This is a genomic window from Streptosporangium nanhuense (assembly GCF_059358815.1).
Genome location: NZ_JCADBG010000015.1, coordinates 83,001 through 102,623, shown reverse-complemented (window position 1 = coordinate 102,623; position 19,623 = coordinate 83,001). Strand labels below are relative to the sequence as shown.

Genomic DNA, 19,623 nt, shown 5'->3' with positions numbered 1-19,623 from the left:
CCTCGATGAGCACCGTCCACGCCGCGCCGCCCAAGTGGCGGCGCGGCGAGGGCCTCAAGGCCCTCCTTTGGATGTCGCCCTGGCTGGTGGGATTCGCGGTCTTCTTCGCCTACCCCCTCGCGGCGACGGTCTACTTCTCCTTCTACCGCTACGACCTGTTCACGCTGGAGTTCGTCGGCCTGGACAACTACCGCTACTTCCTGGTGGACGACCGGGCCTGGGTCTCCATCAAGAACACGTTGTGGCTGGTGGTCCTCATGGTCCCCGCGCAGGTGCTCTTCGGGCTGGGCGTGGCGTGGCTGCTCACCCGGCTCAAGTCGGGCGTCGGCTTCTTCCGCACGGTGTTCTACCTGCCGTCGCTGATCCCGGTGGTGGCCGGCACGGTCTCCTTCGTGTTCCTGCTGAACCCCTCGGGGCCGTTCAACCAGTTCATCGAGTTCTTCGGGATCGCCGCGCCCGACTGGTTCGGCGACAAGGACTGGTCCAAGCCCGGCCTGACGATGCTGGCCATGTGGGGCATCGGCAACACCATGATGATCTTCCTGGCCGCGCTGCTCGACGTGCCCAAGCACCTGTACGAGGCCGCGGCCATCGACGGGGCGGGCGCGTGGCGGCAGTTCAGGAGCATCACGCTGCCGACGATCTCGCCGGTGCTGATGTTCTCGACGGTCACCGGCGTCATCTACGCCCTGCAGTACTTCACCCAGGCGATGATCGCCTCCCGGGTCGCGGCGGGGGTCACCGACTCCCCCGGCAGCAGCTTCGTGCCCGGCTATCCGGAGCTGTCGACGCTGACGCTGGCCCAGTGGCTGTTCCACGTGGGCTTCCGCGACTTCAGCATGGGGTACGCCTGCGTGCTGGCCCTGCTGCTGTTCGCCTTCTCCACGATCTGCACCCTCATCCTGCTCCGCAGGTTCCGCGCGTTCGACGAAGGAGGCGACCGGTGACCACTGTGAACACTGTGGCTACGAGGCCCGCCGAGGCCTCCGTCCCCGGGCCGCGCCCCGCCATGCGCGGCCCGCGCGGCCGCGCGATCCTGTACTGGATCGCCACCCACGCCATCGCCATCGCGCTGTCGCTGATGTTCGCCGGCCCGCTGGTGTTCGTGGCGCTGACGGCCGTGATGAGCAACGACCAGGCGCTCACCGGCGACCTGTGGCCCCGCACCTGGAACTGGGGCAACTTCGCCGACGTGTTCGCCAGGTCGCAGCTGCTGGCCTGGCTGGGCAACACGTTCCTGTACGCCGGGCTCGGCACCGCGTTCATGCTGCTGTCGTCGATCCCGGTGGCGTACGCGATGGCCCGCTTCCGCTTTCGGGGACGCAGGCTGGCCTTCCTCGCGGTCATCACGATGATGATGCTGCCGCCCCAGGTCGTCGCGGTGCCCGTCTATCTCATCTGGGCGCGCCTGGAGCTCACCGGCACGCTGTGGCCGCTGATCGTGCCGATGCTGTTCGGCGACGCCTTCTCCATCTTCCTGCTGCGGCAGTTCCTGGTCAGCATTCCCAAGGAGTACACCGAGGCCGCCAAGGTGGACGGCTGCTCGGACTTCCGGACGCTGGTCAGGGTGGTCCTGCCGATGGCGCGCCCGGCGATCGCGGCGGTGGGCCTGTTCCAGTTCTTCTACTGCTGGAACGATTACTATGGTCCGCTGCTCTACGCCTACACAAACGAGGCGAACTGGACGCTCTCCCTCGGGCTGGCGTCCTTCCGGGCACTGCACAGCGTGCAGTGGAACCTCACCATGGCGGCGACCCTGCTCGTCATGGCCCCGGTCATCATCGTGTTCTTCTTCGCCCAGAAGGTCTTCATCGAGGGCGTCACGCTGACAGGAGTAAAAGGGTGAAACTCGCCGTTGTCGGGGGCGGCTCGACGTACACGCCGGAGCTGATCGACGGGTTCGCGCGGCTGCGCGACGAGCTGCCGCTGACCGAGATCGCGCTGGTCGACCCGGACGTCCACCGGCTGGAGCTGGTGTCGGGGATGGCGCGCCGGATGCTCGCGCGGGCCGGGCACCCGGCCACGGTCCTCGCGACCACCTCGGTCGAGGAGGGCGTCGCCGGGGCGCACGCGGTCCTGCTGCAGCTGCGCGTCGGCGGCCAGGCGGCACGGAACGTGGACGAGACGCTGCCGCTGGAGTGCGGCTGCGTCGGCCAGGAGACGACCGGCGCGGGCGGGCTGGCCAAGGCGCTGCGCACGGTGCCGGTGGTGCTCGACATCGCCGAGAAGGTCAGGAGGCTCGCTCCGGACGCCTGGATCGTCGACTTCACCAACCCGGTCGGCATCGTCACCAGGGCGCTCCTCGAGGCCGGGCACCGGGCCATCGGGCTGTGCAACGTGGCCATCGGCTTCCAGCGCCGCTTCGCCGCGAACCTGGGCGTCGCCCCCGAGCGGATCTCGCTTGGCCACGTCGGCCTGAACCACCTCACCTGGGAGCGGGCCGTCCACCTGGACGGGGTGGACGTATTGCCGAAGCTGCTGGAGAGCCACGCCGAGGAGATCGGCCGGGACGTCGGCCTGCCCGCCGCGCTCATCCGCCACCTGGGCGTGGTGCCCTCCTACTACCTGCGCTACTTCTACGAGCACGACCTGGTGGTGGAGGAGCAGCGGACCAAGCCCTCGCGCGCGGCCGAGGTCGCGGCGATGGAGAAGACCCTGCTGGAGCTGTACGCCGACCCGGCGGTGGACACCAAGCCCGAGCTGCTGGGCAAGCGCGGCGGGGCCTTCTACTCCGAGGCGGCGGTCGCGCTGATCGCCTCGCTGGCCGGCGACCGCGGCGACACCCAGGTGGTGAACCTGCGCAACGACGGCACGCTGCCGTTCCTGCCCGACGAGGCGGTCATCGAGGTCCCGGCCACGATCACCTCCGCGGGCGCGTCCGCGCTCCCCGTCGCCCCGGTGGAGCCCCTCTTCGCCGGGCTCATCGCCCACGTCACCGCGTACGAGACGCTGGCGATCGAGGCGGCGCTGCACGGCGGCGAGGACCGCGTCGCCGACGCGCTGCTGGCCCACCCGCTGATCGGCCAGGCCTCGCTCTCCGGCGACCTGGCCAGGCGCCTGATCGAGGCCAACCGCGGGCACCTGTCCTGGGCGACCGCGTGAGGACGGTCCTGGCCGTCGACGGCGGCAACAGCAAGACCGACATCGCGCTGGTGGCCGAGGACGGCTCGGTCCTCGCCACCGGGCGCGGCGGCGCCTTCCAGCCCCAGACCACGGGGGTGAGCGTCGCGATCGACGTGATCGGCGACGCCGCGCGCTCCGCGCTCGGCCCCGGCGCGACCGCGCCGTACGCCGACCACGTGGCCGCCTACGTGGCGGGCGCGGACCTGCCGGTGGAGGAGGAGGCGCTCCGGGAGGAGATCCTCTCCCGGGGGTACGGCGGGGAGGCGACCGTCGGCAACGACACCTTCGCGCTGCTGCGCGCCGGGGCCTCCGGGCCCGCGGGGGTGGCCGTGGTGTGCGGCGCGGGGATCAACGCGGTGGCGGTCTCCCCCTCGGGGGAGGTGGCGAGGTACCCGGCGCTGGGACGGCTCACCGGCGACTGGGGCGGCGGCCTCGGCCTCGGCGAGGAGACGCTCTGGCACGCGGTGCGCGCCGAGGACGGCCGGGGCCCGGCGAGCGCGCTGGACCCCGCGGTCCGCGAGCACTTCGGCACTCGTACGGTCGAGGAGGTGGCCCTCGCCATCCACTTCGGCGAGCTGTCCTACGGCAGGCTGAACGAGCTGGTGCCGGTGCTGATGGCGGTCGCGGGCCGGGGGGACGGGGTGGCCCGCTCGCTGGTGGCCCGGATGGCCGAGGAGGTCGTCCTGCTCGCGGTGGTCGCGATGCGCCGCCTGGACCTGCTCTCCGTCCCGATGGAGGTGGTCCTGGGCGGCGGCGTGCTCACCGCCCGCGACCCGCTCATGAGCGAGCTGCTGGAGCAGGGCTTCGCCGGGAGCGCGCCGCAGGCCAAGCTGATCGTCGCCGACGTCGCGCCCATCATGGGCGCCGCCCTGCTGGGCCTGGACGCCCTCGGCGCCACCGAGGAGGCCAGGGCCCGGCTGCGGGCCCACTTCCACGCCCTGACCTGATGTTTCTTGAAATATCGTGACATCGTGCCGCACACGGCCCGCGTCGTGGGACGCGGGCCGCGGCATGCGGGGACACGGGCGGCGACGGCCTCAGGGCCCGATCGACGTCGCGACCCGGTCGTAGACGGTCAGCAGCAGGTCCCAGAAGCGGCCCACGTCGAGGGACGTGCCGACCAGGGCGTTGGGGGCGCGGCCCCGCAGGGCGAAGTCGGTCACGGTCATCCCGGCGGTGAAGCGGCCCGCCGTCTCGACGTCCACGACGGCGGGTTCGAGGGTGATCAGCGACGGGTCGATCAGGTGGGCGATCGCGCAGGCGTCATGGATCGCGGGCCCGCCCTCCTCGGTGATCACGCCGTAGAACCGCACGCACGGCAGGAGCAGGTCGGCGCCGAGCCTGCCCATGGCCGCCATGCGCTCCGCCACCGCCCGCGTGGTCACGGCGCCGCGGCTCACGTCGAGGCCGATCATGTTCACCGTCCAGCCCGCGCCGAAGACGACCGCGGCGGCCTCCGGGTCGGCGGCGATGTTGAACTCGGCCGCGGGAGAGAAGTTGCCCCGCGTGTAGGAGCCGCCGAGGATCGTGAGCCCCCGCGCCCAGCCGGCGATCGCCGGTTCCCTGAGCACGGCGAGCGCCACGTTGGTCAGCGGGCCGATGGCCACCAGGGTCACCTCGCCCGGGGCGGCCCGGAGCGTCTCGATGATGAAGTCGGCGGCGTGCCCGGCGGCCGGCGGGAGCGACGCCGGGGGCAGCAGCGCCTCCCCGAGACCGGAGTCCCCGTGCACCCCGGCCGCGTTCACCGGGGGGCGCAGCAGGGCGCCCGCGCTGCCCGCGACGACCGACACGTCGCCGAACCCCAGGAACTCGCGGAGCCGCAGCGCGTTGTCGGTGGTCCTGGCCAGCTCGACGTTGCCGCCGACCGTGGTGATCCCCAGGATCTCCAGCTCCGGGCTCCCGTGGGCGAGGACGAGCGCCAGCGCGTCGTCGATCCCCGGGTCGCAGTCGATGATGATCTTTCTGGGAAGCACCCGTCCAGCTTGGGGCAATCACCTCATCCCCGGCAAGCCGGGAACGGCTTGCCGGGCGAAGGGCGATCACGAGACGCGGAGAACGCCGGCGGCCCCGCGCCCGCCCGCGGGGAACGCCCCGGGACGATCAGGGGCGCTCCTCGGGCCTCCCGCCGTCCTCGCCCGCCGGCTCCGGGGTGCGGTGCTCGTACGGCGTGCTGAGCACCACCGTCGTGCGGGTGGAGACGTTGGCGGCGGTGCGGATCTGGTTCAGCAGCTCCTCCAGCGCGATCGGCGAGGCCACCCGGACCTTGAGGATGTAGCTCTCGTCCCCGGCCACGCTGTGGCAGGCCTCAACGGCGCTCAGGTGGGCCAGCCGCTCGGGGGCGTCGTCGGCGGCGGCCGGGTCGATCGGCTTGATGGAGACGAACGCGGTGAGCGAGAGCCCGATGGCGTCGTAGTCGACCAGAGCGGCATACCCCCGCAGCACGCCGCGCTTCTCCAGCCGGCGCACCCGCTGGTGCACCGCCGACACCGAGAGCCCGGTCTCCCTGGCGAGATCGGTGAAGCTCATCCGGCCATCCCTGGCCAGCAATGTGACGATACGGCGGTCGATCTCCTCCATCCGGTAAACGGTAACGGCATTCGGATACCGTGCGTACCGTCCGCGTGTCACGGCACGGTCCCAACCGCGATCTCCGCGGAGTCCTCCCGCCCGCTCTCGCCCTCCCGCTCCGGCGCGACGGACTCGGCGGGCAGCGTGATGACGAAGCGGGCCCCCTCGGCGTACTCGGTGTCCAGCCGGATCGTGCCGCCGTGCTGCTCCACGATCTTCCTGCAGAGCGCCAGGCCGATCCCGGTGCCCTCGTAGGCGTCGCGCTGGTGCAGCCGCTGGAAGATGACGAAGATCTTGTCGGCGAAGTTGGGCGAGATGCCGATGCCGTTGTCGGTCACGGTCATCCGCACCTCCCCGTCGAGCCGTTCGGACCCGATCTCGATCCGGGGCGCGCGGCCGGGGTCGCGGAACTTCAGGGAGTTGCCGATCAGGTTCTGCCAGAGCATCACGAACTGGGTCCGGTCACCGACAACGGTGGGCAGGTCGCCGACCTCGATCTCGGCGCCGGACTCCTCCACCGCCGCGGAGAGGTTGACCAGGGCCCTGCCGACCACGTCGTTCAGGTCCATCTCGACGGGCTCCCTGCTGATCCTCCCGACCCGGGAGAAGGTGAGCAGCTCGTTGATGAGCACCTGCATGCGCTTGGCGCCGTCCACGGCGAAGTCGATGTAGGTGTTGGCCCTCTCGTCGAGCTGGGAGGCGTAGCGCTGCTGGAGCATCTGGCAGAACGACGCGATCTTCCGCAGCGGTTCCTGCAGGTCGTGCGAGGCCACGTAGGCGAACTGCTCCAGCTCGGCGTTGGAGCGCTTCAGCTCCTCGGCCTGCGCCGCGATCCGCAGCCGGGCGCCGCGGGCCTCCTCCAGCTCGGTGACGATGCGCCGGCGCATCGCCTCCACGTCGTCGGCCAGCTCGGCGAGGTCGGCGGGGCCGCCGGTGTCGACGTGGTGCGTGAAGTCCCCCATGGTGACCCGGCGGGAGGCCTCGCGCAGGCGCGACAGCGGACCGAACACCGCGCTCCTCAGCAGCACCGCAACGGTGACGATGGTGACCAGGAACGCGGCCAGGATGCCGAAGAAGGTGGCGTCCCTGACCTTGCGGGCGACCTCCAGGTCGGCGCGGGCCAGCTCCCTGGCGTCGGCCCAGGCGGCGTTCTGGGCGTCGAGCCCCTTCCTGACGGCGTCGAAGGAGCGCTTGCTCTCCTCGGCCTGCGCGGCGCTCACGCTCTCCGGGCCCTCGCCCCGGACACTGGCGATCATCGGCTCCGCGTAGCGGGCCCGCCAGTCGGCGGCTAGCCGTCCCACCTCCTCCAGCGCCCGCAGCGGCTCCGCGCCCGGCGCCAGCCGCTCGATCTGCGCCGACACGGCGATCTCGTCGCGCCGCCCCGCCACGTACGGCTGCAGGAACTCCTCCTTGCCGGTGATGACGAAGCCCCGCACCCCGGTCTCCTGGTTCAGCAGGGTCGCCTGCAGGCGCTCCGCCTGGAGCCTGCCCGCCGAGATGTGGTCGATCAGCCGGTTGGAGGCCGACGCCGCGTTCTGCAGGACCGTGGCGCCGACGATCGCCGACACTCCCAGCAGGAGGGTCATGGCGAGCAACACGACGTTGAACCACGTCTGCGCGCTCCAGCGGCTCTTGCGGAATCCGCTCGGAGGTGTCTCGGTGGTCATTCGGCCTCTCACTTCACGCGGTGTCTTCCCGGCGGGGCCGTGGGTGCCCGGCGGGGTGGACGAAAGATACCGGAAGCGGCCGCCTGGCACGCGCGTGATCCCCCGGGAGGCGGCGCCCCCGGTCCCCGGTGCCCGGCGGTACCCGATCTCGTCGTACATTCGCGGGATGAGCAACCTGGAAACGGACCCGCGGGAATCGACGTGCGGCGGCCTCGCGGACGTGGCGGCGGAGCCGGTGAGCGAGCTGCTGACCGGCCGGGACGTGGTCCTGGGCGGCCCCCGGGCGATGAAGGTCACCAGGACCCTGCCGAACCGGGACGTCAGGATGGTCGGCGCGTGGTGCTTCGTCGACCACTACGGCCCCGAACGGGCGACGATGCACGTCCCCCCGCACCCGCACACCGGCCTGCAGACCGTCAGCTGGCTCGTGGAGGGCGAGATCCTGCACCGCGACAGCGTCGGCAGCGAGCAGCTGATCAGGCCCGGCCAGCTCAACCTGATGACCGCCGGGCGGGCCATCTCCCACGCGGAGGAGTCGCCCGCCGAGGCCGCGCTGCACGGGGTCCAGCTGTGGGTGGCGCTCCCCTCGGCCGCCCGCGACACCGCCCCCGCCTTCGAGCACCACCCGGCGCTGCCCGCGCTGACCTCTCCCGGCGTCACGGTAACGGTCATCATGGGCGAGCTGGGCGGTGTCACCTCCCCGGCGACGACCCACACCCCGCTGGTCGGGGCCGAGGTGACCCTGGAGGCGGGCGCCGCGACGACGGTCCCGCTGCGTCCCGGCTTCGAGTACGCCGTGCTGGCCCTGTCCGGCACCGTACGGGCCGGCGAGACGCCACTCTCCCCCGGGCCCCTGCTCTATTTGGGCAGCGGGCGCTCGGAGCTGGCGCTGGGCACCGAGGGGGGCGGGCGGCTGCTGCTCCTCGGCGGCGAGCCGTTCGAGGAGCGGATCGTCATGTGGTGGAACTTCGTCGGCCGCAGCCACGAGGAGATCGCCGGATTCCGGCGGGAGTGGATGGAGGGCGAGGCGTTCGGCACGGTGCCCGGCACGGGGGCCGCCCCGCTGCCCGCGCCCGGGCTGCCCCTGACCCCCCTCAAGGCACGCGGGCGCCGCCGCTAGCGGCCCGCGCGGCCCGCCGCGGGCCTGTTCAGATCATCCGCCGCAGGGCGGTCTCCACGGCGTCGACGAGCGCGTCGCCCTCGGTGCCGGGGTGGCGGGCGAGGCCGAGCTCGACGTCCGGCAGGGCGGGCAGCGCGGACGCGTCGTGGCAGGCCATCGCCGGTTCGAGGTTGGCGGGCAGGAGCGCCGCGACCCCGAGCCCGGCCCGTAGCGCGGCGAGCACCCCGGCGAGACCGTTGCTCTCGAACGCCACCCGCCAGCGGCGTCCCGTGCCCTCCATCGTCTCCATCGCCTCCAGCACCGACGTCCGCCAGGCACACGTGTTCGAGAACAGCACCACCGGCAGCGGGTCGGCGTCGACGGCGACCCCCTGCCCGACCGCCCAGACCAGCGGCAGGCGTACCGTCCAGCGCGGCGGCCAGGGAAGATCGGGGACCTCGTCGAGCACGAGCTGGACCCGGCCCGTGTCGTAGGCGTCCCGCATCTCCGCGCCGGAGAGGCTGAGCACCTCCAGCGTCGCGCCGGGGTGCAGCCGCGCGAGATCGGCGAGCGCCTGGGAGAGGCGGGAGGCGGCGAGATCCTCGATGAGGCCCACCCCGCAGCGCCCGGTGAGCGCCCGTCCCGTCTCGGCGAGCGCCTGTGCCGACAGCGCGAGAATGCGCTCGGCGTAGGGCAGCAGCTCCTCGCCCGCCCGGGTCGGCGAGACGCCGGACGGCGCCCGGTGCAGCAGCGGGCTGCCGACGGCCCTTTCGAGCTTGCGCAACTGCTGGCTGAGCGCGGGCTGGGTGCGGCCGAGCGCCGCCGCCGCGCGGCTGATGCTGCCCGCCCGCACGGCGGTGACGAACGACCGCAGCAGTGCGGTGTCGAGATCACGTGCCATAAGCGTTCATTATGCCCGCCCCAACGAATTGACGGCTTCCTATGGCCTCCCGAGTGACCTAGCGTTGAATCGGTGACCGGATTTCGACAGGTGCTCGCGGTGCCGGGGATGACCCCGCTGCTGGGCGTCTCGCTGCTCGCCCGTGCCGCGATCACGGCGGACGCGATGGCGTTGACCATGTACGTCGTCATCGCCCTCGACATGAGCTACGCGGCGGCCGGAGGCGTGGTGGCGGCGCTCACCGCCGGGGTCGCGCTGGGCGGGCCGCTGCTGGGCCGGATGATCGACCGGCGGGGCCTGCGAACCGTGCTGCTGTCCACGATCGTGCCGCAGCTCGTGTTCTGGCTGACCGTGCCCGTGCTGCCGTACGTGATCCTGCTGGGCGCGTCCTTCGCCGCCGGCCTGCTGATGGTGCCGGTCCAGTCGGTCACCAGGCAGGCGATCGCCGCGATGACGACTGCGGGGCAGCGGCGGGCGGCCTTCGCGCTGGAGTCGGTGGTGGGCGAGCTGTCGTACATCGTGGGACCGGCGGTGGTGATCCTGGGCGCGGCGACGGTGTCCCCCGGTGTGGTGGCGTGGGGGGTGGGTGCCGCGATCGTCGCCGGCGGGGCGGGGATCGCCCTGCTCGACCCGCCGATGCGGGCCGAGGGCGAGACGGGCGGCGAGGCGGCGGGCCTGCCCCGGCTCCGGCGCCGGGAGTGGCTGGGAGCGCCCATGGTCGCCGTCCTGACCATGGGGTTCGGCGTCGCGATGCTGCTCAGCGGCGTCGACCTGGCCATCGTCGCCACCCTCCGGGAAGCCGGTCAGGTCTCGTGGGCGGCCGTGGTCGTCGTCGTGTTCGGGGTGACGTCCGTCGTGGGCGGCCTGGTGTACGGGTCGCTGCCCCGGTCGATGCCCACCTGGCTGCTGCTCGGCCTGCTCGGGCTGGTGACGATCCCGGCCGGGCTCGCCCAGGACTGGCCCTGGCTGTGCGTGGCCGTGGTCGGCGCCGGGCTGCTCACCGCGCCGACCCTTTCCACGGTCTCCGACGCGGTGAGCCGGCTGGCGCCGGCCGGTGTGCGAGGTGAGGCGACCGGCCTGCAGTCCTCGGCGGCGAGCGCGGGGTTCGCGCTCGGCGCCCCGGTCGTGGGAGTGGCGATCGACGCGTCCGTGCCGGCGGGCGGCTTCGCGGCGGCCGGCCTGACCGGCCTGCTCACCGCGCTGGCGGGGTACCTGCTCTCGCGCCGGTCACCCGCCGCCGCGCCGTCCCCGCCGTCCCCGCCGTCCCCGCCGTCCCCGCCGTCCTCGTCGTCCTCGTCGTCCTCGTCGCGGGCGGACGCGTCCCGCGACGCCGTCGCGCCGGCCCCGTGACGCGGCCCGCACGGCCCGGCACGGCCCGGCACGGCCGCGGGCGTACGGCGCCGCCGACGAGCCGGGTACGGCCACCGGCTCACCCGTTCCCGCCGCGTCCCGGTCAGATCAGCCCGCAGTGGCGGCACCGTCCCCGTCTGCGCTGGTGGTACGCCAGCGTCGCCACGCCGAGGGCCACGGCCCGGATCGGCCAGTACGCCATCGGGCTGCTCAGCCAGGCGGCCGGGTCGGTCCAGTCCGTGGTGCGTACGGTCTGCGTGCCCGCCGACAGCAGCACGGCCGTGACCACCGAGGCGAGGGCGACCGGGAGGGCGGGCGGCACCCGCCTGCCCGCCAGTCCGATCCGCAGGTGGCCGACGCGCTGCGGCGCATCGAGGAGGCGGGCCTGCGGGCTCTGGCCGCCATGGACCGGACCGTCCGGATGTTTCACGAGGCCGACGAGGCCGACGAGACCGGACCGGACGCGGCGGGACCGCTGCCCGGGGTCGACGGCCCGTAGCGCACGCCGGCCGCGCCACGGGGGTCACTTCACGCCCCGCCCCGCCCCGCGCCTCGGGGCCTCCGGGCCTCCGGGCCCCGGGCGCCGGATTCCGGCGGGAGTGGATGGAGGGCGAGGGGTCCGGCACGGGGGCCGCCCCGCTGCCCCTGACCCCGCTCAAGGCGCGGGCGCCGCCGCCGGCGGCCCGCGTTCCCCGCACGTGGGTGATCCTCGGCGAGGGGATCACTCCCGACGTCCTCGAACGCCGCGGAGCGTGCGGGTGCCGCCTCAGGTGTGCATCCGCCTGCCCAGGACGGTCTCGTAGGCACGCATCGTCCGCACGATCGTGGCGCGCTCGGCCGGCGTGAGGCCTTCCAGGACCTCGGCCCACGCCAGCGCGCCGCCGGCCAGCCACTCGCGGATCGGCCCGGCGTACTCCGGCGCGATCGCGACGACCCGCCGTCGCCGGTCGGCGTCGTCCTCCTCCCGCGTCAGGACGCCCCTGCGGGACAGGTCGCCCACCATGAGGCTGACGGTCGTCGGGGCGACCTCCAGCCGCTCCGCCATCTGGCTCACCGTGGTGGGGCCGTCGTACTGCAGGTGGGCCAGCAGCGACAGGTGGCGCGGCGCGAGGTCGAGCGTCCGCAGCGGCTCGGGGACGGGCATCCGCTTGGCCCGCCCGACGAGCCTGGGCATCAGCAGCAGCATGACCCGCACCGCCTGCTGGGTCGTCATGCCGTCCGCGTCGTTGACCATCTGACACCTCGCCGATTATCTTTGCTTGCAAAGCTAATTTGAGAACAAACGGGAGGCTCACGATGCCACATCTGACCGTCCGGGTCCTGGAGCCGCAGCTCGAAGGCAACGAGCCGGCCCTCATCGCCGCGCTGACCGACGCGGTGACCGACGTGTACGGCGAGTGGGCCCGCGACGTCGCGGTCATCCACCTCGACGGCGTGCCCGCCGGGCGCTGGGGTCTGCGGGGCAGGCCGGTCGACGAGGCCCCGCCCGCGATCACGTTCGGTGTCCGCGAGGCGGCGTTCACCCGGCCCGACAGCGGCGAGATCGCCGCCAGGCTCGTGCGGACCGTCACCGACGCCGTCGCAGGCGTCCTCGGGGCGCACCTGCGCGACACCATCACGGTCGAGCTCGTCGCGACCCCGGCGGGCCGCACCGGGATCGGAGGCGTGATCGTCGACGGCTAGCCTCGCTCCCGCACGCCGAGGCGGCCGGGCTCTCCCGGCCCCCCTCGGCGTCGGCTCGCGAACCCTCCGCCGAAGATCACACAGGAGCGGGAGCGATCCTCGTGGGCGCAGGGCGCCCTCCCCGTCACAGGGGTGGGCGCCCTGCGCCGTTTTTACCCCCTCCGGAACCCGCGGGTTTCACAGGACCCGCAGGGCCCACAGGGTTCTGCAGGATTCGCAGGACCGGGGCGGAGGCTCCACGGCGCAAGGAAAAGCCGGGAACGCACCCGAAGGCCGGACGTGCGATGGAAGGCCGGGAAAGGCCGCGCCACCCGGTCCCGTTAGGCCGCACGCCCTTGACATCCCAATATTCCTACCTAAATAGCATGGATATATTCGAGCCGCCGCCGCAGGACAGCGCCGAGCCGCGCGGATCCTCACCAGCCGCGACCGCGAGGAGACCCTCCGATGCAGGAATCCCCCCACCATGCCCCTCGGAACCCCCCCCGGAGCACACCTTGGGGCGCCGCCACCCCCGGCGGTCCGGGCCACGAGACGCTCTCCCGCCTTCCCGGCCTGTCACGACGCCTCTTCCTCGGCGCGGCCGGGGGTGCCGCGCTGACCGGGCTGCTCGCCTCCTGCGCGGGCGGCGCGGGCGGCGCGGGCGACGTGGGCGACACTGCGAGCGCGGGCGGCGGCCCCCGGACCGCCGGCGCCTCCCCGCCGGGCACCCCGAAGACCGGCGGCGTCCTGCGCGCCGGCTCTCCCCCGCCGCCGACCGCGGTCGACCCCGTCACCATGTACGACGGCTCCGCGATCGCGATCGTCCAGCTGGTGGCCGACTATCTGATCTGGCTGGACAGGGACTTCAAGCTCGTACCCTGTCTGGCGGAGAAGTGGGAGTCCGAGGAGGGCGGCAGGCGCTGGGTCTTCTCCCTCCGCGAGGGCGTCACCTTCTCCGACGGCACGCCGCTGGACGCGAAGGCGGTCAAGGCGACCAGCACCCGCTGCCCGTACAAGGGAGTCGCCTCCTACCGGTCCGTGCGCGAGGGCGGCTCCGTCCCGGCCGACGTGGCCTGGGCCTACCCCGACCCGATCCCGGCCGCCGAGAGGATCAGGGATCACATCGCCTTCCACAACGAGGTCGTCGACATCGTCGTGGACGGCGTGAAACTCGAAAGGCCCGTCACGCTCTTCACCGAGCGCCTGCTGGAGGCCTGAGAGGACCAAGGGGGATGTAAGGCCAGGGGCACGTCCCCGTGCTCCTCGCGTTCCCCGTCCGTCCGCCCCGGCCCCGATCGCACCTCCCGGCCCCGCCCGCGCCTCCCGCCGCGGGCGGGGCCGCGCCGTGCGCGCACCCCGCGGGCGGTCCCGGCCCGGACCCGCCGGGATCCGGGGCGTGTCCACGGCCCCGGCCCGAGGGTGCGAAGCTGGTACGACCGCGTCGCCGGGGGCGGCGCGCGGTCGTTGGCCGGTTCTCTGTGGGAGGTAAGTCGTGTCGGACGAGTTCGACGTGGTGGTTGTGGGCGCGGGACCCGCCGGCGAGAACGTCGCCGGCCGCGCGGTCAGGGGAGGGCTGACCGCCGCGATCGTCGAAAGGGAGCTGGCCGGCGGCGAATGCTCCTACTGGGCGTGCATCCCCAGCAAGGCGCTGCTGCGCCCGGTGGATCTCACCGCCGAGGTCGCCCGGGTGCCCGGCCTCACACCGGGCCCGATCGACACCGCCGCCGTGCTCGCCCGGCGCGACGAGGCGGTGTCCCACTTCGACGACAGCGGCCAGGTCGAGTGGATCAGAAGCGTGCCCGCCGAGTTCGTCCGCGGGCACGGACGGCTGGACGGCCCCAGGCGGGTCGTGGTGACCGCGAAGGACGGCTCGGTCCGCACGCTCACCGCCCGGCGGGCGGTCGTGCTGGCCACCGGCACCGGCGCGACCGTCCCGCCGGTCCCCGGCCTGGCGGAGGCGTCGCCGTGGACGAGCCGTGAGGTGACGGCGACCCAGAGCGTGCCCGGACGGCTGGCCGTGCTGGGCGGCGGCGTGGTGGCCTGCGAGATGGCCCAGGCCATGCACGGGCTCGGCGCCCGGGAGACGACGGTCCTGGCGCGCAGCGGGCTGCTCGGCAAGATGGAGCCGTTCGCCGGGGAGCTGGTGGCCGCGTCCTTCGCCGAGGCCGGCATCACGGTGCGCACGGGCGTCAAGGTGGCGAGGGTCGAGCGGCCCGCACCCGGCGGCCCGGTGACGGTCCACCTGTCCGAGGGCCCGCCGGTGGAGGCCGACGAGCTGCTGGTGGCCACCGGCAGGCGACCGGCGACCGGCGACCTCGGCCTGGAGACCGTCGGGCTGGAGGCGGGCGGCCTGGTGGAGGTCGACGACAGCATGCGCGCCACCGGCGTCCCCGACGGCTGGCTGTACGCCGTGGGCGACATCAACGGCCGCGCCCTGCTCACCCACATGGGCAAGTACCAGGCGCGGGTGTGCGGCGACGTCATCGCGGCGCGGGCCAAGGGCGGGCCCGACGACCTGCCGGGCCTGCGCGACCTGGCGGACGCGTACGGCGCGCCGCAGGTGGTCTTCACCGACCCGCAGGTGGGCTCGGTCGGCCGGACCGAGGCACAGGCCCGCGCCGAGGGGTTCGACGTCCGCGTGGTCGAGTACGACCTGGCCAGGGTGTCGGGGGCCTACCTTCAGGGCGACGGCTACCGGGGCAGGGCCAAGGCCGTCGTGGACGAGCGGCGCCGCGTCCTGCTCGGGGTGACCTTCGCCGGCCCCGCCGTGGGCGAGATGCTGCACTCCGCGACGATCGCCGTCGTCGGCGAGGTCCCCCTCGACCGGCTCTGGCACGCCGTGCCGTCCTACCCCACGGTCAGCGAGATCTGGCTGCGGCTGCTGGAGACGTACGGGCTCTGACCCGGCGCACGCGACCCCTGACCCGGCGGCCCGGGCCGGGAGGCGCCCCCTCCCCGGCCCGGGCCGCCACCGCCGGAACCACCCGGCGGATCACCGGCGCGTGGACCTCACCGCTCACCCACGGGCCCGCCGACGCCCGCGCGACGGATCACCGGCCCGCGGACGTCACCGCCCGGCGTTCTCCGCGTCCCTGGCGAGGGCGCGGCCGATGACCAGGCGCTGGACCTGGTTGGTGCCCTCGACGATCTGCAGGACCTTGGCCTCCCGCATGAGGCGCTCGACCGGGAAGTCCTCCACGTACCCGTAGCCGCCGAGGACCTGGACCGCGTCGGTGGTGACCTTCATGCACATGTCGGTGGCGAAGAGCTTCGCCATCGCGGCCCGCGTGCCGTAGGGCCGGCCCGCGTCGCGCAGCCGGGCGGCGTCCAGGTAGAGGGCGCGGGCGGCGGCGATCTGGGTGGCCATGTCGGCGAGCATGAAGCCGACCCCCTGGAAGTCGATGATCCGCGAGCCGAACTGGCGGCGCTCGGCGGCGTACGCGGTGGCGGTCTCGAAGGCCGCCTGGGCCACGCCCACGGCGCAGGCGGCGATGCCGAGCCTGCCGCCGTCCAGGGCGGCCATCGCGATCCGGAAGCCCTCCCCCTCGGAGCCCAGCAGGGCCTCGGGCGCCAGCCGCACCCCGTCGAAGCGGACCTGGGCGGTCGGCGAGGACCTCATCCCCATCTTCCGCTCGGGCGCGCCGAACGACAGCCCCTCCGTCCCGGCGGGCACGTGGAAACAGGAGATGCCGCGCGCGCCGTCGGCCGAGGTGCGGGCCATCAGCGTGTAGAAGTCGGCGGCGCCGCCGTGGGTGATCCAGGCCTTCACGCCGTCGACCGTGTAGCCGGTGGAACCGGTGGAGCCGCCGTCTCCGGGGACCGCCCTCGTCGCCAGCGCGGCGGCGTCGGACCCCGACTGCGGCTCCGACAGGCAGTACGCGCCCAGCCACTCGCCGCCCAGCATCTCGGGCAGCAGCGCGGCCCGCTGCTCGGCGGTGCCGTAGGCGGCCACCGGGAAACACGACAGCGTGTGGACCGACAGGCCGAGACCGACCGCCAGCCAGCCGGCCGCGAGCTCCTCGATCACCTGCAGATAGACCTCGTACGGCTGCGCCGCCCCGCCGTGCTCCTCGGGGTAGGGCAGGCCGAGCAGCCCCGCGCGGCCGAGCGTGGTGAACACCTCCCGGGGGAAGCGCCCGGCGGACTCGTCGGCCGCGGCCCGGGGCGCGACCTCCTTGCCGATCAGGTCGCGGACCAGGTCCAGGAGGTCATGGGCGTCGCCGGTGGGCAGAACGCGCTCAACGGTCATCTGAGTCCTTCCAGCGTGGAGACCCGCCCCAGGGTTCGCGGGGAGGGGGTCGCGCCCGCGTGCTCCGGTTCCCGGCACTGTGTCCCGGCACTGTGTCCCGGCACTGTGTCCCGGCTCCGAGGTCCCGGCGCGGACGGCGAGAGGGCGGCCGGGATCACCGGCCACCCCGATTCTGACACCCGCCGCGCGACCGCGGCCACACGGCCGCCCCCGCGCGGGCACGCTCACACGCCCCGCCCCGCACGGGCACACTCACACGGCCTTCCCAAGGGCACGCTCACGCGGCCGTGCTCTTGAGCCGTCCCCGCACGACCGCGGCCACACGGCCGCCCCGCGCGGGCACGCTCACACGGCCCTCCCCAAGGGCACGCTCACACGGCCGTGCCCTTGGGCCGTCCCCGCACGACCGGGCCGGAGGCCGGCGGCCCCGGAGCCCCGCTAGACGATCACCAGCTCGCGAGGGCGGTGGTTGACCCGCTCGCCGCCCTCGTCGGTGCAGACGAGGATGTCCTCGATGCGGGCGCCGTGGGCCCCTGGCAGGTAGATCCCCGGCTCGACGGAGAAGGCGAAGCCGGGCGCCAGCGGCTCGGTGTTGCCCGCGACGATGTAGGGCTCCTCGTGGGTCTCCAGGCCGATGCCGTGGCCGGTGCGGTGGATGAAGTAGTCGCCGTAGCCCTCGGCCGCGATCACCTCCCGCGCGGCGGCGTCGACCGCCTCGCACGTCACCCCGGGGGCCACGGCGTCGCAGGCCGCCTGCTGGGCGCGCCTGAGCACCTCGTAGTACTTCAGGAACCCGGCCGGGGGCTCGCCGACGGCGTAGACGCGCGTGGAGTCGGAGCAGTAGCCGCCGGGCATCTGGCCCCCGATGTCGATCACGACCGGCTCGCGCTCCTGGATGACGCGGTCCGACAACTCGTGGTGCGGGCTGGCGCCGTTGGGCCCGGAGCCGACGATGACGAAGTCGACGGTGGAGTGGCCGGCCGCGATGATCGCCTCGGCGATGTCCCTGCCGACCTCGCGCTCGGTCCTGCCGGCCCGCAGGAAGCCGGGCACCTGGGCGTGGACGGCGTCGATCGCGGCGCCCGCCTCGCGCAGCGCCGCCACCTCGGCCGGGCTCTTGCGCATCCGCAGCCCGCGCAGGACGGTCCCGGCGAGCACCTGCTCCGCGCCGGGGATCGCGTCGCGCAGGCGCAGCGACTGCATCGCCCACATCCGGTCGGCGAGACCGACCTTGCGGACCGCGCCCAGGCGTTCGCCGACGACCGCGTACGGATCGTCGGTCTCGTCCCAGGGGACGAACTCGACGCCGAGCCGCGACGCCGGCGAGTGCTCGGCGGCGGGCAGCTCCAGGCGGGGCACCATCAGGAACGCCTCGCCCCTGACCGGGAGCACCAGGCAGGTGAGCCGCTCCAGCGGCAGGGCCTCGTAGCCGGTCACGTAGCGAAGGTCGGGGCCGGGCGTGAGCAACAGCGCGTCGAGCCCGGCGGCGGCGGCCGCCTCGCGGGCGGCCGCCAGGCGGGTCACGGGATAAAGGTCGTCAGAGGGCTCCGTCTTCACGCCGACCAATCTAATCCCGGCTTGAACGACGACGCATCCGGCCGGGCCCGGAAACCGAAAGTCAGGGAAAGGAAGGCACGAAGGCGACTCCGCCACTACAATCTGTTGAAGTACGATCACATTTTGTTGGCAAACTATCCGTAAAGCCACACATTTCGAGAGCGAGCTACATGGTCGGCGTAGTGGGCGGCCACCAGCCACCCCTCCACCCACGAAACGACCAGGTGACCGGTCCGGCCCCGTCGACCGCCGCTGAGACGGCGCAGCGGTTGCGCGGCGAGCCGGACGAGCACATGGCCGTGGAGCGACACCTCCTCACCGCACGCCTGGCGCACGCGGAGCGCATGGGCGAGATGGGCTGGACCGAGTGGGATCTCCAGACCGGAGAGTCCACCTGGTCCGACCAGGCGTACACCATATTCGGCCGTGCCCCCGGTGACGGCCCGATCCACCTGCGCGACCTGCCCGGTCACGTCGAGGCGGCCGACCGGCCCGACCTCGACCGGCTGCTGTGGTCGGTCGTGCACCGGGCCGAGTGCGGGGAGGCCGAGTTCCGCATCCGCCGCGACGGGGAGCTGCGGCACCTGCGCGCCGCCCTCGACCCCGTCGTGACCGGCGGGCGTCGCGCCGTGCACGGCGTCGTGCAGGACATCACCTGCCGCCGCCGCGCCGAGCGGATCATGTCGGAGTCGCGCAGCAAGCTGCTGCGGGTCCGCGAGCAGGTCGCGGAGGAGCACGACATGAGCGTGGCGCTACGCGAGGCGATCATGCCGGGCCTGGGCGACACCATCGACCTGCCGCACGCGCGCATCGCGGTCCGCTACGTGGCGGCGGGGGTCAAGCCCGGCCTGGGCGGCGACTGGTACGACGCCGTTCCCCTGGCCGACGGAAGGGTGCTGCTGGCCATCGGCGACGTGTCCGGGCACGGGATGCCCGCGATCTCCCAGATGGCCCAGCTGCGCCACGCCCTGATCGGCCTCTCGATGACCGGCCACTCCCCCGACAGGCTGCTGGCCTGGCTCAACGACCTCGTGCTGCACCGGATGCCCGAGACGACGGCGACCGCGGTCGTCGGCCACCTCGATCCGGCCACCAGGAGGTTCACCTGGGGGCAGGCCGGGCACCCGGCGCCGATCCTGGTCCGGGACGGGACGGCCACCCAGCTCGACCCGCCCGCCGGGGTGCTGCTGGGCGCCACCCCCGACGAGCCGTACGAGCTGGCCGGGGTCGAGCTGCGGGAGGGCGACCTGCTGTTGCTGTTCACCGACGGGCTCGTGGAGCGGCGCACCCGCGACATCGACGAGGGCCTGGCGCTGACCATGGAGGCCGCGGCCCTGCTCAGGGGCGACCTGGACGACGGGCTCGACCGGCTCATCGAGGTGATCGGCGGCCCCAACCCCGAGGACGACACCTGCGTTCTGGCGATCGGCGTGCTCGGCTGATT

General features: G+C 73.5%; 19 protein-coding genes. 11 read left to right on the top strand and 8 right to left on the bottom strand.

Translation table 11 applies throughout. The features are described 5' to 3' along the window. The first annotated feature begins 5 nt into the window (after positions 1 to 5). The 4 genes from AC5L38_RS27145 to AC5L38_RS27130 are packed head-to-tail and all read left to right on the top strand — an operon-like array spanning position 6 to position 4,070. Positions 6 to 947 carry a carbohydrate ABC transporter permease gene (locus AC5L38_RS27145; protein WP_495245641.1) on the top strand — a complete coding sequence of 314 codons (942 nt, stop codon included), beginning with the start codon at positions 6 to 8 and terminating at the stop codon, positions 945 to 947. A gap of 14 nt (positions 948 to 961) precedes the next feature. Beyond that, positions 962 to 1,846 carry a carbohydrate ABC transporter permease gene (locus AC5L38_RS27140; RefSeq protein WP_495245640.1) on the top strand — a complete coding sequence of 295 codons (885 nt, stop codon included), beginning with the start codon at positions 962 to 964 and terminating at the stop codon, positions 1,844 to 1,846. After that, a complete protein-coding gene (locus AC5L38_RS27135) occupies positions 1,843 to 3,102 on the top strand; it encodes a 6-phospho-beta-glucosidase (RefSeq protein WP_495245639.1) in 1,260 nt (419 codons plus the stop codon). The genes AC5L38_RS27140 and AC5L38_RS27135 overlap by 4 nt, the downstream gene beginning before the upstream one ends. Then, complete coding sequence (locus AC5L38_RS27130) at positions 3,099 to 4,070, top strand: N-acetylglucosamine kinase (RefSeq protein WP_495245638.1); 972 nt, start codon at positions 3,099 to 3,101, stop codon at positions 4,068 to 4,070. Before AC5L38_RS27135 ends, AC5L38_RS27130 begins: the two co-directional genes overlap by 4 nt. 90 nt (positions 4,071 to 4,160) lie before the next feature. Here the strand turns inward: AC5L38_RS27130 and AC5L38_RS27125 are convergent, their stop codons facing one another. The 3 genes from AC5L38_RS27125 to AC5L38_RS27115 form a co-directional block, all read right to left on the bottom strand. Further along, on the bottom strand, positions 4,161 to 5,096 hold the full coding sequence (locus AC5L38_RS27125; protein ID WP_495245637.1) for a nucleoside hydrolase: 936 nt from the start codon (positions 5,094 to 5,096) through the stop codon (positions 4,161 to 4,163). A 127-nt stretch (positions 5,097 to 5,223) separates the two neighbouring features. Continuing rightward, entirely contained in the window at positions 5,224 to 5,700 is a 477-nt protein-coding gene (locus AC5L38_RS27120; RefSeq protein WP_495245636.1) for an Lrp/AsnC family transcriptional regulator, read from the bottom strand. A 47-nt stretch (positions 5,701 to 5,747) separates the two neighbouring features. Next, positions 5,748 to 7,358, bottom strand: coding sequence for a sensor histidine kinase (locus tag AC5L38_RS27115; RefSeq protein WP_495245635.1), 1,611 nt, complete (start codon positions 7,356 to 7,358; stop codon positions 5,748 to 5,750). 166 nt (positions 7,359 to 7,524) lie between these two features. Here AC5L38_RS27115 and AC5L38_RS27110 point away from each other — a divergent pair, with 166 nt between their 5' ends. Next, on the top strand, positions 7,525 to 8,478 hold the full coding sequence (locus AC5L38_RS27110; RefSeq protein ID WP_495245634.1) for a pirin family protein: 954 nt from the start codon (positions 7,525 to 7,527) through the stop codon (positions 8,476 to 8,478). A gap of 28 nt (positions 8,479 to 8,506) precedes the next feature. Here AC5L38_RS27110 and AC5L38_RS27105 read toward each other — a convergent pair whose 3' ends face one another. Then, positions 8,507 to 9,358 (bottom strand): LysR family transcriptional regulator, encoded by an 852-nt coding sequence (locus AC5L38_RS27105; protein ID WP_495245633.1) that lies wholly within the window; start codon positions 9,356 to 9,358, stop codon positions 8,507 to 8,509. Positions 9,359 to 9,430: 72 nt separating this feature from the next. Between AC5L38_RS27105 and AC5L38_RS27100 the strand changes: the two genes are divergently transcribed. After that, a complete protein-coding gene (locus tag AC5L38_RS27100) occupies positions 9,431 to 10,708 on the top strand; it encodes an MFS transporter (RefSeq protein WP_495245632.1) in 1,278 nt (425 codons plus the stop codon). A gap of 103 nt (positions 10,709 to 10,811) precedes the next feature. On the opposite strand, the gene AC5L38_RS27095 is transcribed toward AC5L38_RS27100, so the two are convergent. Continuing rightward, positions 10,812 to 11,030, bottom strand: a complete 219-nt coding sequence (locus AC5L38_RS27095; RefSeq protein ID WP_495245631.1) for a hypothetical protein — start codon at positions 11,028 to 11,030, stop codon at positions 10,812 to 10,814. Positions 11,031 to 11,057: 27 nt separating this feature from the next. On the opposite strand from AC5L38_RS27095, the gene AC5L38_RS27090 reads away from it, so the two are divergent. Continuing rightward, positions 11,058 to 11,207, top strand: a complete 150-nt coding sequence (locus tag AC5L38_RS27090) for a hypothetical protein (RefSeq protein WP_495245630.1) — start codon at positions 11,058 to 11,060, stop codon at positions 11,205 to 11,207. A gap of 267 nt (positions 11,208 to 11,474) precedes the next feature. Here AC5L38_RS27090 and AC5L38_RS27085 read toward each other — a convergent pair whose 3' ends face one another. Then, complete coding sequence (locus AC5L38_RS27085; protein ID WP_495245629.1) at positions 11,475 to 11,942, bottom strand: MarR family winged helix-turn-helix transcriptional regulator; 468 nt, start codon at positions 11,940 to 11,942, stop codon at positions 11,475 to 11,477. A gap of 62 nt (positions 11,943 to 12,004) precedes the next feature. Between AC5L38_RS27085 and AC5L38_RS27080 the strand changes: the two genes are divergently transcribed. The 3 genes from AC5L38_RS27080 to AC5L38_RS27070 all read left to right on the top strand — a co-directional run bounded on the left by AC5L38_RS27080 (position 12,005) and on the right by AC5L38_RS27070 (position 15,275). Beyond that, entirely contained in the window at positions 12,005 to 12,391 is a 387-nt protein-coding gene (locus AC5L38_RS27080) for a tautomerase family protein (protein WP_495245628.1), read from the top strand. A gap of 447 nt (positions 12,392 to 12,838) precedes the next feature. Further along, positions 12,839 to 13,591, top strand: coding sequence for a DUF427 domain-containing protein (locus tag AC5L38_RS27075; RefSeq protein ID WP_495245627.1), 753 nt, complete (start codon positions 12,839 to 12,841; stop codon positions 13,589 to 13,591). 274 nt (positions 13,592 to 13,865) lie between these two features. Beyond that, positions 13,866 to 15,275 (top strand): dihydrolipoyl dehydrogenase family protein, encoded by a 1,410-nt coding sequence (locus AC5L38_RS27070; protein ID WP_495245626.1) that lies wholly within the window; start codon positions 13,866 to 13,868, stop codon positions 15,273 to 15,275. A 165-nt stretch (positions 15,276 to 15,440) separates the two neighbouring features. On the opposite strand, the gene AC5L38_RS27065 is transcribed toward AC5L38_RS27070, so the two are convergent. Both AC5L38_RS27065 and AC5L38_RS27060 read right to left on the bottom strand, forming a co-directional pair. Next, positions 15,441 to 16,622 carry an acyl-CoA dehydrogenase family protein gene (locus AC5L38_RS27065; protein WP_495245625.1) on the bottom strand — a complete coding sequence of 394 codons (1,182 nt, stop codon included), beginning with the start codon at positions 16,620 to 16,622 and terminating at the stop codon, positions 15,441 to 15,443. A 438-nt stretch (positions 16,623 to 17,060) separates the two neighbouring features. Continuing rightward, positions 17,061 to 18,146 carry a M24 family metallopeptidase gene (locus AC5L38_RS27060; RefSeq protein WP_495245624.1) on the bottom strand — a complete coding sequence of 362 codons (1,086 nt, stop codon included), beginning with the start codon at positions 18,144 to 18,146 and terminating at the stop codon, positions 17,061 to 17,063. A gap of 257 nt (positions 18,147 to 18,403) precedes the next feature. On the opposite strand from AC5L38_RS27060, the gene AC5L38_RS27055 reads away from it, so the two are divergent. Continuing rightward, positions 18,404 to 19,621, top strand: a complete 1,218-nt coding sequence (locus AC5L38_RS27055) for a PP2C family protein-serine/threonine phosphatase (RefSeq protein WP_495245623.1) — start codon at positions 18,404 to 18,406, stop codon at positions 19,619 to 19,621. The last annotated feature ends 2 nt before the right edge of the window (positions 19,622 to 19,623 follow it).